Consider the following 11,949-nt stretch of genomic DNA (forward strand, 5'->3'; position numbering starts at 1 on the left):
CCGCCCTTACCCGGACCGGACCAGTGCGGTACTGACGTCAACTCGGCGGTGCCGCGCGCGCTACGGTGGTGCCCGCCCGGTCAGCCGCCCAGGCCGGGATCCGGGGCAGTCACCCGGAACGGCACTGCACGGGCAATCGCACGAGGTGGGGACAGAACAACGCCATGGCACAGGGCACGGTCCAGGTGACGCACACCGGCACATCCCGTTGGCGGCGCCGCACGGGCGAGTACGCCTCGCTCGCCGCCGCCCTGGAGGCCGCGGGCGACGGCGACATCCTCACCATCGCCCCGGGCACGTACCGGGAGAACCTCGTCGTGTCGCGCGCGGTCACGCTGCGCGGACCAGAGGGTTCGCTCGGCTCCGTCCGGATCGCGCCCGCCGACGGCGTCCCCCTGACGGTCCGCGCCTCCGCGACCGTGCAGGACCTCCATGTGGAGGGACAGGACGCCACGGCCCCCGCGCTGCTCGTCGAGGACGGCACCCCCGAGCTGGCGGACCTGCGGATCGTGACCCGCTCCGCGGCCGGCATAGAGGTGCGCGGCGCGGCGCGGCCCACCGTCCGCCGCTGCACGGTCGACAATCCGGCCGGGGTCGGGATCGCCGTGCTCGACGGGGCGGGCGGGGTCTTCGAGGAGTGCGAGATCGTCGCCGCCGGGCAGGCGGGCATCTCGGTGCGCGGCGGGGCACACCCCCGGCTGGAGCGCTGCCGGGTCCACCACGCCTCGGGCTCGGGCCTCTCCGTCACCGGTGAGGGCAGCGGTCTGGAGGCGATCGGCTGCGAGGTGTACGAGATCAAGGGCACCGGCGTACAGATCGCGTCCCGGGCCGCCGCCCATCTCACGGACTCGTCGGTGCACCGCACCTCGGCCGACGGGATAACCCTGGACACCGACGCCGTACTGACCCTCTCCGACTGCGACATCCACGACATCCCGGAGAACGCGGTCGATCTGCGCTCCCGGTCGGTGCTGACCCTGACCCGCTCCACGGTGCGCCGCTTCGGCCGCAACGGTCTGTCCGTCTGGGACCCGGGCACCCGCGTGGACGCCAACCAGTGCGAGATCCACGACAGTACGGGCGACTACCCGGCGGTGTGGATCAGCGACGGGGCGACCGTGGTGCTCGACTCCTGCCGGGTGCACGACGTGCCCGACGCGCTCTTCGTCCTCGACCGGGGCTCGCGCGCCGATGTGGTCGACAGCGATATCTCGCAGGTGCGGAACACGGCCGTCTCCGTGAGCGACGGCGCGACCGCGCAGCTCGACGACTGCCGGATCAAGGAGGCGTCCACCGGCGCCTGGTTCCGCGACCACGGCAGCGGCGGCACACTGAACTCCTGCACCATCGACACCGTGCAGACCGGTGTCATCGTCACCAAGGGCGCCGATCCGACGATCCAGCGCTGCACGGTCACCACCGCCGCCGAGGCCGGGTTCTATGTCTCCGCCGGCGGCCGGGGCACCTTCCACAGCTGCCGGGTGACGGGCAGCGGCGGCTACGGCTTCCATGTGATGGACGGCTGCCGTACGACGCTGACCCGCTGCCGTACGGAGCGGTGCGCGCGCGGCGGTTACGACTTCGCGGAGGACGGGCCGACCGCCGAGGACTGCACCAGCGACGAGAGCGGGGTGCTGACCGCGGAACCGTCCCGGCCGCTCGCCACCCCGCTCCCGCAGACCGCGGCCCGGACCGCCCCCGCGCTGCTGGGCGCGCTCCCGCCGGCCCCGGCGGTCACCCCCGCCGCCGACGACACCCCGGCCACCACGGTCGCGCGCGACTCCGAGGACGTCCTCGGCGAACTCGACTCGCTGGTGGGCCTGGAGAGCGTCAAGCGCGAGGTGCGGGCGCTCACCGACATGATCGAGGTGGGCCGCCGCCGCAAGGAGGCCGGGCTCAAGGCGGCCTCGGTCCGCCGCCATCTGGTCTTCACGGGCAACCCCGGCACCGGCAAGACGACCGTGGCCCGGCTGTACGGCGAGATCCTGCACTCGCTCAAGGTGCTGGAGCGCGGGCATCTCGTGGAGGTCTCCCGGGTGGACCTCGTCGGCGAGCACATCGGCTCCACGGCGATCCGTACGCAGGAGGCGTTCGACCGGGCGCGCGGCGGGGTGCTGTTCATCGACGAGGCGTACGCGCTCTCCCCCGAGGACTCCGGCCGCGACTTCGGCAAGGAGGCCATCGACACACTGGTGAAGCTGATGGAGGACCACCGGGACGCGGTGGTGGTGATCGTCGCCGGGTACACCGCCGAGATGGAGCGCTTCCTGACGGTCAACCCCGGTGTGGCGTCCCGCTTCTCACGGACCATCACCTTCACCGACTACGAGCCGGACGAGCTGCTGCGGATCGTGGAGGGGCAGTCGGAGGAGCAGGAGTACCGGCTGGGCGAGGGCACGTCCGAGGCACTGCTCAAGTACTTCACGGCGCTGCCCAAGGGGCCGGCCTTCGGCAACGGCCGTACCGCGCGCCAGACGTTCGAGTCGATGGTGGAGCGGCACGCGGGCCGGGTCGCCCAGCTGCCGGAGACCAGCACCGACGATCTGACCCTGCTCTACGCGGACGACCTGCCCCCGCTCCCGGAGCCGGCCACCTCCGAGTCCGGGGTCTCCGCCTCCGCCGAGTCCGCTTCCGCCGAAACCGCTGCCGCCAAGGACGAGTTGTTCTGACCGCGCGGCGGGGGCAGCGGCCGGGGCGGCAGCGGGGGCGGCAACCGGTCGAGCAGCGCGGCGCGTTCCTCGGCGAAGACCGGGTCCGCCTGGTAGTTGGAGTGCCCGAACACCGGCTCGGGCAGCGGGTGTTCCACCGTACGGCCGTAGCAGAGCGGGTCGGTGAGAGGGCCCCGGTCGACCTCCGGGCGGTCGCCGTCGGCGGGGACCCGGACCGGGCCGCCGATGGGGTCGGTGGCGCGCCACAGATTGCGCCAGCAGTGCACCTCCCGGGAGAGCCGGGCCAGTTGACCGGCGCCGAAGTACGCGGGGAACCAGCGGCCGTACAGCCGCTCCAGCGGCGAGCCGTACGTCAGCAGCGCGACCCGGCGGCGGGTGGCGGGCCGTAACTGCCAGACGGCCGCGGCGGCGAGCACACTGCCCTGCGAGTGGCCGGAGAGGACGAGCCTGCCGCCCGTACGGCCGGTCCAGGCGGCGATGCGCCAGGTGAGGTCGGGGACGGCGCGCTCGGCGTAGCAGGGCGGCGCGAAGGGGTGGGCGGCGCGCGGCCAGAACGTGCCGACGTCCCAGAGGATGCCGATGGTGCGGCGGGCCGAGGCGTCCCGGTAGGCGCGGCGGCCCCAGGTGACGAAGAGCAGGAAACCGAACCCGACCAGCCAGGAGCCGATGGCCTGCGCGGTCTGGGCGAACGCCTCGACGAACGAGTCGGTGCCGCGCGCGGCCTGTCCCGGCACCTCGCCGCTCGCCCAGGACCCGGCGACGGCGGCGGCGCCCAGCAGCAGGGAGGCACCGGAGACCACCCCGACCAGCCGGGGCGCGGAGTCCGTGAGCGCGGCCCGGGCCCGGACGCCGGCCACCTGCCGGGTACGGAGGGCGTCGGCCTTCGTACCGCCCCGCTCCCTCGCGTACTCCCGCTCCACGAGCGGAGCCAGCGCGCGGGCGCCGCGGGCGGTCCGTACGGCGAGCACACCGGCCGGGACGACCAGCAGGACCAGCAGGACGGGGATGACGGACGCCTGCCAGCTGAGCAGCACCGGCGGGCCGGGCATCGGGCCGCCGCCCATGCCGGGGGTGGCGTCCCCGTCCAGCCGGTCGGCGACCCACTGGGCGACCCCGCCGGTCATCACCCCGCCCAGGGCGCAGGCGAGCATCGCGACGGCGGGCCCGCCGAGACCGCGCATCGCGGTGCGCGGCTGGGACGTCCGGCGGTACATCCGGCGGGCGACGACGACGAGCGCGACGACCAGCACGACCTGGGCCAGGGACAGTGCCCGGAAGACCTGGTCGACGGGGAGCGCGCCCGTGGAGACCCAGCCGGGCCGGGACCAGCCGACGTACACGACGGAGAGCCCGAGCAGGGCGAGCGAGGCGGCCGGCAGCCGCTCGGTGAGCAGCCGGTCGAGGGAGCGGCGGCGCCCCCGGTCACCGCGGCTCCTGGCGCACACCACCCACAGGGCGACGGCCGCGCAGCACAGCAGCGCCGCCCGCAGCAGTACGCCGAGGACCGCCGCCGGAGCGCCGGGGACACGCGCGTCGTGGTCGGCGCCGGCGGCGGTGAGGGCGGCGGCGACGGTGAGGAAGCCCGCGGCGGTGTGCGCGGCACGGAGCCGGGCGACGAGCCGGCGCCCGTACCAGAACCCGGGCCGGCCGAGGGCGGACCGCACCCCGTCGGTGAGGGACGGATCGGAGGCGAGGGGTTCGGGGGCGGTTGGTTCGGGGGCGGGGAGTCCGGTCGCGGGTGGTTTGGAGGGCAGCGGGTCCGGGGCGGCGGTGCGGTCGGGGACGCCCAGACGGTCGTCGGTGGGCGGGCGTTGGGACTCGTACGCGCTCCACGTACGGTGCGAGAGGTACCAGAGCAGCCCCACCAGCGCCGTCGGCACGACGGAGGCGAGGGCGAGACGGCGGCCGGGCTGCGCCCACCAGCCCTCCCGCTCCGCCGCGAGGAAGCCGAGCCAGGACCGGCGGGCGACGCACTCGGCGGACCCGGCGCACTGCCACGCCGTCAGGTCCAGCGCGACCTCGCAGGCCGCGGCCGTCAGCAGCACGGTCAGGGTGAGGGCGACGAGCCGGACGAGCACCCCGTACAGCCGCTGGGTGCCGGGCACGCCCTTCGTGGCGGGCCGCATCCAGTGGGCGAGGTTGACCACCATGAAGGGGAGCAGCAGCAGCCACAGGGCCCGTGAGCCGTTGCCCGAGGTGAGGTTGGACCAGCAGTACGCCTCCGGGACGGGCCGGCCGCCGTAGCGCTCGGGGTGCCGTTCGGCGTCGGCGTCCACGGCGCGGCGGTATATGGCGGCCGTCTCGTCGCCGGTGACCCGGACCGTACGGGGATCGTCGAGCATCCGGCTCGGGGTGGTGCCGCCGACGCCGTGGACGAGGAGTTCGAGCGCGGCGCCGCCGTGGTGTGCCGCCTCGGCGGACACGGGTGGCGCCGCCGGCACCGGGGACGGCAGCGGTAACGGGGACGGCAGCGGTGTCGGTGTCTGCGTCGGCGTCTGCGGATCCGTTGTCTCAGGGGGCACTTCGGCGGCTCGCTCTCGTACGGGACCCGGCGCGGTGGGGGTGGCGCGGTGGGGTGCGGCGCCCCAGGATGACGGACCTGGGCGGCGGGCACCCCGTTGTCACCGAATCTTCCCGGTCCCCGCCGCCCGCCATCACCGGGGCGGGTGTCGGACCTCCGTGCGAGGATGAGTCCCTTGGACTCGGCGGAAGGACCGGACCGGCGGTGAGCGACAATCAGAACCTCCTCGCGGAGCAGCGCCGCGCGCTGATCCTGGACGAGGTGCGCCGACGTGGCGGAGTCCGCGTCAACGAGCTGACGCGCAAGCTCAATGTCTCCGACATGACGGTGCGCCGGGACCTGGACGCGCTGGCCCGGCAGGGCGTCATCGAGAAGGTGCACGGCGGCGCGGTCCCGGTGGTCGAGGCGAGTACGCACGAACCGGGGTTCGAGGCGAAGTCCGCGCTGGAGCTGACCGCCAAGGAGGACATCGCGCGGGCGGCGGCGGCGCTCGTCCAGCCCGGGAGCGCCATCGCGCTGTCCGGTGGGACGACGACCTTCGCGCTGGCGCACCATCTGGTGGACGTCCCCGAGCTGACGGTGGTGACCAACTCGACGCGGGTGGCCGATGTGTTCCACACCGCGCGGCAGACGGCGGGCGCGGGCGGCCAGCGCTCCGGCTCCCCCGTCGTGGTGCTCACGGGCGGGGTGCGTACGCCGTCGGACTCGCTGGTGGGTCCGGTGGCCGACCAGGCGATCCGCTCGCTCCACTTCGATGTGCTCTTCCTCGGGGTGCACGGCATCTCGGTCGAGGCGGGCCTCTCCACACCGAACATCGCGGAGGCGGAGACCAACCGCCGGTTCATGCGGTCGGCGCGCCGGGTGGTGGTCGTGGCCGACCACACGAAGTGGGGGACGGTGGGGCTGAGTTCGTTCGCGACACTGGACGCGATCGACACTCTGGTGACGGACTCGGGGCTGTCTGAGGAGACGCGCGCGGAGATCGCGGAGCATGTGCCGGGCCTGCTGGTGGCGGACCGGGCCACATCGGGTTCGGTGCCGGGGAACGGCTGACAGGAAGCGTGTCGCGCCGCCCCGCTGCCCAGCGCCTTTGGGCGGCGGTCCGGCCTACGATCGGCGGATGAGCGTCTTCCGGATCGACCGTGCCACCCCGCTCCCCGCCGACGAGGCATGGCGGCGGCTGACGGACTGGCCCGCGCACGGGCGCGTGGTGCCGCTCACCCGGATCACGGTCCTGACCCCGGGCCCGACCCGCACCGGGACACTCTTCACCGCCCGTACGGGGCTAGGGCCTCTCGGGTTCGACGATCCGATGGAGGTCGTCCACTGGCAGCCGCCCGCGCCGGGGGTGCCGGGCCACTGCCGGCTGGAGAAGCGCGGCCGGGCCGTCACGGGCTGGGCGGAAATCCGCGTACGGGACGACGGGCCGGCCGGGGACGGGCGCGGCGCCCGGGTGTGCTGGGAGGAAGACCTGCGGTTCGCCGTACTGCCGCGCCCACTGGACCCGCTGACGGCGCGCGCGGGACGGCTGGTCTTCGGCCGCGCCGTGGGCCGTCTGCTGCGCGGAGGGAGCACGGCGGGCACGGGCGCGGGCGCGGATGCCGGGCATGGCTAGCCCCGGCACCGCGCTCCGGTCAGGTCCGGTCAGGTCAGGTCCGGTGGTGCTCCCTGTCCGGTCCGGTGGGATCCGGTCCGGTCAGGATTCCTCGAAGTAGGCGTCCAGGACCGCGTCCAGCTCGGCCGCCCACCCCTTCAGATCGCTCCTGGCCGCCGCGTCGACCTCGGCGGTGAACCAACGGCGGCTGGACACATGGACCGTGACCGTGAACCGGCGGCCGAACCGGGGGGTGCCGACCTCCACCGCGCCGATCTCGTCCCACCGGAAGTCGGCCTCCTCCTCGTCGAGGCGGAACCGTACGCCGTCACGGTCGGCCGTGATCGAGCCACGCCGGTCGCTCGCCTCGAAGACGGGCCCGTCGTCCTCCGCCGCTGCTTCTCCTTCCTTCTTCCCCTGTTCTGACTCCGCCGGTTCGGACTCCGCCGGTTCGGAGTCGGCCGCGGGGGCGTCCTCCCGGTCGGCGTCCTCGGCCGCCGCGTCCTGGACGTCGGCCTCGGCCGCGGCCTCCGGTTCCGGCTCCTCGGCCGGTGCCGTCTTCTCCTCCGCCCCGGGGCGAGGGGCCGTCAGACCGGGGATATATGCCGGATCTGTCCCCGCGGCGTACTCGGGCTGGACTTTCGGATCTATGCGCTGCTCCACGGCGGGCAGTATGGTCCACGAACCTGTATGAGGCCAGTAGCCCCCGTGCGGGCTGGTCAGTCCGGCCAGACGCCCGTCGTCAGAAAGCGGTCGAGCGCCTCGGTGTACGGGGTGATGTCCAGGCCCTGCCCGGCGAGCCAGGCGTCCGAGTAGTACTTGTCGAGATAGCGGTCGCCCGGGTCGCAGAGCAGGGTGACCACACTGCCCGTGTCACCGGCCTCGACCATCTCCGCGACGATCCGCAGCGCGCTCCACAGGCCGGTGCCGGTGGAGCCGCCCGCCTTGCGCCCTATGGCGCGCTCCAGCATCCGTACGGCGGCGACGCTGGCCGCGTCCGGGACCTTCATCATCCGGTCGATGGCGCCGGGCACGAAGCTCGGCTCCATCCGGGGGCGCCCGATGCCCTCGATACGGGAGCCGCGCTCGCTGCGCGCGTCCGCGTCGTGCCGGGTCCAGCCGTCGAAGAAGCAGGAGTTCTCCGGGTCGGGGACGCAGATCCGGGTGTCGTACTGCATGTAGTGGACATAGCGGGCGATGGTCGCGGAGGTGCCGCCCGTGCCGGCCGTGGCGACGACCCAGGCGGGCTCGGGATAGCGCTCCAGCCGCAGTTGCTGGTAGATCGACTCGGCGATGTTGTTGTTGCCCCGCCAGTCGGTGGCGCGCTCCGCGTAGGTGAACTGGTCCATGTAGTGGCCGCCGGTACGGGCCGCCAGACCCGCCGACTCCGCGTAGATCCCGGCGGCGTCGTCCACGAAGTGGCACTGCCCGCCGTGGAATTCGATCAGCCGGCACTTCTCGGGGCTGGTGGTACGGGGCATGACGGCGATGAACGGCACGCCGATCAGCTTCGCGAAGTACGCCTCGGAGACGGCCGTCGAACCGCTGGACGCCTCGATCACCGGCTTTCCCGGCCGGATCCAGCCGTTGCAGAGGCCGTAGAGGAACAGCGAGCGGGCGAGCCGGTGCTTGAGGCTGCCGGTGGGATGCGTCGACTCGTCCTTGAGGTACAGGTCGATGCCCCACCGCTCGGGGAGCGGGAAGCGCAGGAGATGGGTGTCGGCGGAGCGGTTGGCGTCGGCCTGGACCTTCCGTACGGCCTCCTTGAGCCATGCGCGGTAACCGGGGTCGCTGCGGTCCACGTCGACGATGGCGGCCGGCGTCCCGTCCGTACAGTCCCCGGATCCGTCCGTCTGTGTCATCGCGCGCTCCTCGCTCATCGGTGCTCCCCGATCGGGCCCCGCCCGCACCGTACCTCCACCACCTGCGCGGACGACGGGCGCTCTGGTGCGGCGCCGGATACTTGGGCACACTGCCTTGAGGGGATTCGCAGGGATATGGCATGGAGGGGGCTGAAGAGCCATGGCTGAGCCGGATTTCGACGCGCGTGGGGTGCTCATCGAGCGATGGCCGCGCTCCCTCACCACGGCGGGCCAGGTACTGGTCCAGGACGGCAGGCTGGCGCTGCTGACCAGTTACGGCCGGGTGATCGACAGCGCGCCGCTGCGGGCCGTCAGGACCGCCCGGCCGTGGTTCGCCGGGAGCGGCAGTACGGTCGCCACCGTCAACGGCATCCGCTACCGGCTGACGATGGGGCGGCCCGGGCGGCGCCCGGACGCGACGGCGCTGGCCCGGCGGTTCATGGAGGCCGTCAGCAGGGCGGGGCACTAGGTCCCCCCCTGCGCCCACGCCGCCGCCCGCCGCCCACCGCCCGCCCGGTCAGCCGACCACGGCCGAGCGGGCCGCCGCCGAGCTGTGGTCGACCGCCGCCGGGCCGAACTCCGCCCCGGGGAACGGGCCGTCGGTCGTCGCGCCGTACACCGGGCGCAGCGGCAGGGCCAGCGCGGCGGGCGGGGCGGGAAGCGTGAACCAGATGCTCTTGCCCGTATCGCCCCGGCGCCGCATGCCCCAGCTCTCGCTGACGGCCGCGATCAGGGCGAGACCGCGGCCGCCGGTATCGAACGGACCGGCGTCGTTGACCGCGGGCAGCCGCGGATCGTGGTCGCTGACCGAGACGGTGAGCCGTTCGAGGAGCAGCTCGATGTCGACGGTGCAGAGCTTGTCCGGCTGGGCGTGCCGGTGGACGTTGGTCAGCAGCTCGGTGACGCCGAGTGCCGCGTAGTCGATCAGAGGATCGAGATGCCAGTAGCGCAGTTGCGCCGAGATGATTCTGCGGACCTGACCGATCCGCGACGGCAGGGCCTGGAGCTCCACCGTGCAGTGCCTGCTGGGCCGGCTGATCACGGCTGCGACTCCCCGAATGAGTCCGGAAGAAGACGACGATCGGATCCAGCGGCGCGGCGCGCCGCCGATCCCGCCCGGCGGGGCTGGATCGCAGCGTCACCGCCGGTTAACCCTGAGTGATATGAGACCAGAGTGACGCAGGGGGCCCGACTCCGCAACTCGCGGGCGCCCGGCGGGTGACCGCCAGAACCCGCAAGGTTTGTTGCGCAATTTTTATTGCGCAAGGTTTCTTTCCTGTCTAACCTCGGCGCATGGCCAAGGAGACGACGACCCCGACCATCACCGATCTCGCCGCGCTGAAGGTCTTCGCGCACCCGCTGCGCATCGAGCTGTACCGGCGGCTCTTCACCGCGCGCTCGGCGACCGCGTCCCAGCTCGCGGAGCAGGTCGACGAGGCGGTGTCGCTCGTCAGCTACCACCTGCGCAGGATGGCGGCGCACGGCTTCATCGTCGAGGCACCGGAGTTGAGCACGGACGCGCGGGAGCGGTGGTGGAAGCCGGCCTCCGAGCGGGGGTGGAGCTTCCGCAGTTCCGACTTCATGGGTGATCCGGAGGGCGCGGCCGTGGTCGGGCAGGTGACCCGCCAACTGCTCACGGCGCGCGCCGAACGGTACGCCGCCTACCTCGACCAGCAGTCGGCGTGGCCGAAGGAGTGGACGGACGCCGCGTTCACCGCCGAGTACCTGCCGCGGCTGACGGCGGCCGAACTGGCCGAGCTGAACGAGGAGATGCACGCGTTGGTACGGCGCTGGGAGGAGCGCGGGCGGGCCGCCGAGGAGGCCGGGGAGACCGGGAACACCGCGGGCCGCGAGCAGGTCGCCCTGCATCTGTACGGGTTCCCGTACCGCCCGTGAAACCCCCGAGTCCGTGCATCACCGCGTCGTACATCCCCGCGTTCCCCGAGGAGGCATCCGCGTGACCGCGACAACGACCGCGATATCCGCGACGCGCGGCTCACCGCCCGCGCACCGAGACGCGAACGTACTGCGCTGGCTGGGCGCGCTCGCCCTCTCGCTGCTGGGCGACAACGTGTACTTCCTCGCACTGTCCTGGGCGGCGATCCAGGCCGGCAGCCCGGCGCAGGCGGGGCTGGTGCTCGCCGCCGGTTCGGTGCCGAGGGCGGTGCTGATGCTCGGCGGGGGTGTGGTGGCCGACCGGTTCGGTCCGCGCAAGGTGGTGATCGGCGGGGATCTGACGCGGTGTGTGGTGATCCTGGCCGTGGCGGGCGTACTGGCCGTATCGACGCCCGGTGTATGGCTGCTGGTGGTGGTCGGTCTGGTCTTCGGCACGGTGGACGCCTTGTTCCTGCCGGCCGTCGGCGCGCTGCCGCCGCGTATCACCGGTCCTGACCAGCTGGCCCGGGTGCAGGGGCTGCGCGGGCTGGTCACCCGGGCTGCCACCATCGGCGGTTCACCGCTGGCCGGTCTGGCCATGGCGCTGGGCGGCCCGTCGCTGGCGTTCGCGGTCGCCGGGATCCTGTTCGCGGTGTCGCTGCCGCTGCTGATCGCCGTACGGATCGCGCCGCTCCCGGAGCCGCCGCCCGCCCCGGACGACGACGGCCGGGCCGCCGGGAGCGGTGGCACGGCCTGGCGGGACCTGACCGACGGGCTGCGGCACATCCGGCGCCACCGGGTGCTGGCACCGCTGGTGATCGTCCTCGCGACAGCCGACCTGGGCTTCGCCGGTCCGCTGAACATCGGCGTGGCCCTGCTGGCCGGTGAACGCGGCTGGGGCGTCACGGGACTCGGCTGGATCGTCGGCGGTTTCGGGGCCGGCGCGGTCGCCGCCTCGCTCCTGCTGGCCGTCCGGGGCCGTCTCCCGCGCGCCGGGCTGGTCCAGCAGGGGTTTCTGGCGCTCGGCGCGGTGGCTCTCGGCGCGCTCGCCTTCGCGCCCTCGCTGCCCGTCGCCGTCGGCGTCGGCGCCGCGGTCGGACTGGCCGGCGGGCTCTGCGGGGCGCTGTGCGCGGCGCTGCTCCAGACCGCCGCCGATCCCGCGTATCTCGGCCGGGTCACCGCCGTGGCGAGCCTGTTCTCGCTCGGGGTCGCCCCGCTGACGTACCCGCTCACCGGCGCGGCCGTCGCCGTCTGGGGTACGCGGCCGGTCTTCGTCGCCAGTGCCGCGATCGTGGCGCTCGGGTCCGCCGTCGGGCTCTGCTTCCGGTCCCTGCGCCGCGCCGAACTGCCCCGCTAGCCGTGCGGTTCCTGCGCCCGCCTCTGTACCTACTGGTATGTACAGTGGAGGGATGAGCACTCCCGAGCGGC

At 73.6% G+C, this 11,949-nt stretch carries 10 protein-coding genes; 6 read left to right on the forward strand and 4 right to left on the reverse strand.

Features of this window, described 5'->3' with window-relative positions:
- The first annotated feature begins 164 nt into the window (after positions 1 to 164).
- Entirely contained in the window at positions 165 to 2,669 is a 2,505-nt protein-coding gene (locus DVK44_RS01210) for a right-handed parallel beta-helix repeat-containing protein (RefSeq protein WP_114657833.1), read from the forward strand.
- On the opposite strand, the gene DVK44_RS01215 is transcribed toward DVK44_RS01210, so the two are convergent.
- Positions 2,555 to 5,092 carry a hypothetical protein gene (locus DVK44_RS01215; protein WP_408055279.1) on the reverse strand — a complete coding sequence of 846 codons (2,538 nt, stop codon included), beginning with the start codon at positions 5,090 to 5,092 and terminating at the stop codon, positions 2,555 to 2,557. The genes DVK44_RS01210 and DVK44_RS01215 overlap by 115 nt on opposite strands.
- Before the next feature lie 302 nt (positions 5,093 to 5,394).
- Here DVK44_RS01215 and DVK44_RS01220 point away from each other — a divergent pair, with 302 nt between their 5' ends.
- Both DVK44_RS01220 and DVK44_RS01225 read left to right on the forward strand, forming a co-directional pair.
- Positions 5,395 to 6,243 carry a DeoR/GlpR family DNA-binding transcription regulator gene (locus DVK44_RS01220; RefSeq protein ID WP_114657834.1) on the forward strand — a complete coding sequence of 283 codons (849 nt, stop codon included), beginning with the start codon at positions 5,395 to 5,397 and terminating at the stop codon, positions 6,241 to 6,243.
- 67 nt (positions 6,244 to 6,310) lie between these two features.
- A complete protein-coding gene (locus DVK44_RS01225) occupies positions 6,311 to 6,805 on the forward strand; it encodes an SRPBCC family protein (RefSeq protein WP_114664821.1) in 495 nt (164 codons plus the stop codon).
- Between the two features lie 81 nt (positions 6,806 to 6,886).
- Here the strand turns inward: DVK44_RS01225 and DVK44_RS01230 are convergent, their stop codons facing one another.
- Positions 6,887 to 7,447, reverse strand: coding sequence for a hypothetical protein (locus tag DVK44_RS01230; RefSeq protein WP_114657835.1), 561 nt, complete (start codon positions 7,445 to 7,447; stop codon positions 6,887 to 6,889).
- 56 nt (positions 7,448 to 7,503) lie between these two features.
- Entirely contained in the window at positions 7,504 to 8,646 is a 1,143-nt protein-coding gene (gene cds1 / locus DVK44_RS01235) for an L-cysteine desulfhydrase Cds1 (protein WP_114664822.1), read from the reverse strand.
- A gap of 160 nt (positions 8,647 to 8,806) precedes the next feature.
- Between cds1 and DVK44_RS01240 the strand changes: the two genes are divergently transcribed.
- The gene (locus tag DVK44_RS01240) at positions 8,807 to 9,115 is read left to right on the forward strand and encodes a hypothetical protein (RefSeq protein WP_114657836.1); all 309 of its coding nucleotides are present in this window, start codon (positions 8,807 to 8,809) and stop codon (positions 9,113 to 9,115) included.
- Between the two features lie 48 nt (positions 9,116 to 9,163).
- On the opposite strand, the gene DVK44_RS01245 is transcribed toward DVK44_RS01240, so the two are convergent.
- Positions 9,164 to 9,688 (reverse strand): ATP-binding protein, encoded by a 525-nt coding sequence (locus DVK44_RS01245; RefSeq protein WP_181957376.1) that lies wholly within the window; start codon positions 9,686 to 9,688, stop codon positions 9,164 to 9,166.
- 251 nt (positions 9,689 to 9,939) lie between these two features.
- On the opposite strand from DVK44_RS01245, the gene DVK44_RS01250 reads away from it, so the two are divergent.
- Positions 9,940 to 10,542 carry a winged helix-turn-helix domain-containing protein gene (locus DVK44_RS01250; protein ID WP_114657837.1) on the forward strand — a complete coding sequence of 201 codons (603 nt, stop codon included), beginning with the start codon at positions 9,940 to 9,942 and terminating at the stop codon, positions 10,540 to 10,542.
- A gap of 61 nt (positions 10,543 to 10,603) precedes the next feature.
- Entirely contained in the window at positions 10,604 to 11,878 is a 1,275-nt protein-coding gene (locus tag DVK44_RS01255; RefSeq protein ID WP_114657838.1) for an MFS transporter, read from the forward strand.
- The last annotated feature ends 71 nt before the right edge of the window (positions 11,879 to 11,949 follow it).

It is taken from the genome of Streptomyces paludis (assembly GCF_003344965.1).
Taxonomy (GTDB): domain Bacteria; phylum Actinomycetota; class Actinomycetes; order Streptomycetales; family Streptomycetaceae; genus Streptomyces; species Streptomyces paludis.